This is a genomic window from Methylobacterium sp. GC_Met_2, from assembly GCF_026540795.1.
Lineage (GTDB): Bacteria > Pseudomonadota > Alphaproteobacteria > Rhizobiales > Beijerinckiaceae > Methylobacterium.
This window is the reverse complement of record NZ_JALNUM010000285.1, coordinates 1-381: the sequence shown is the minus strand read 5'-3', so window position 1 is coordinate 381 and position 381 is coordinate 1. Positions and strand designations below refer to the sequence as shown.

Genomic DNA, 381 nt, shown 5'->3' with positions numbered 1-381 from the left:
CCGCGGTGGCGACCACGGTGGGCACCGGCCCGGACAAGCTGGTGCTGAAGCTCAGCGAGGACGCCTACAAGGGCGACGCCCAGTACACGGTCTCGGTCGACGGCCAGCAGGTCGGCGGGACCCTGACCGCGCACGCCGCCCACGTCGCCGGCTCGACGGCCCTGGACGATACGCTCACCGTGCAGGGCAACTTCGGCGCCGGGCCGCACACGGTCAGCCTCAACTTCCTCAACGACGCCTATGACGGTCCGGGCAACGACCGCAACCTGTACGTGGACGCCGCCAGCTACAACGGCGCCGCGGTGGCCAACAGCGGCCTGACCTTCCTCAATCCCGGGCCCCAGCAATTCGCCGTCCCGGGAACGGCTGCGGGCACCGGCG

General features: G+C 71.4%; 1 protein-coding gene. It reads left to right on the top strand.

Features of this window, described 5'->3' with window-relative positions; genetic code table 11:
• On the top strand, positions 1-381 hold a 381-nt coding region (locus OXS49_RS33465), incomplete at both ends, for a carbohydrate-binding domain-containing protein (protein WP_276082373.1).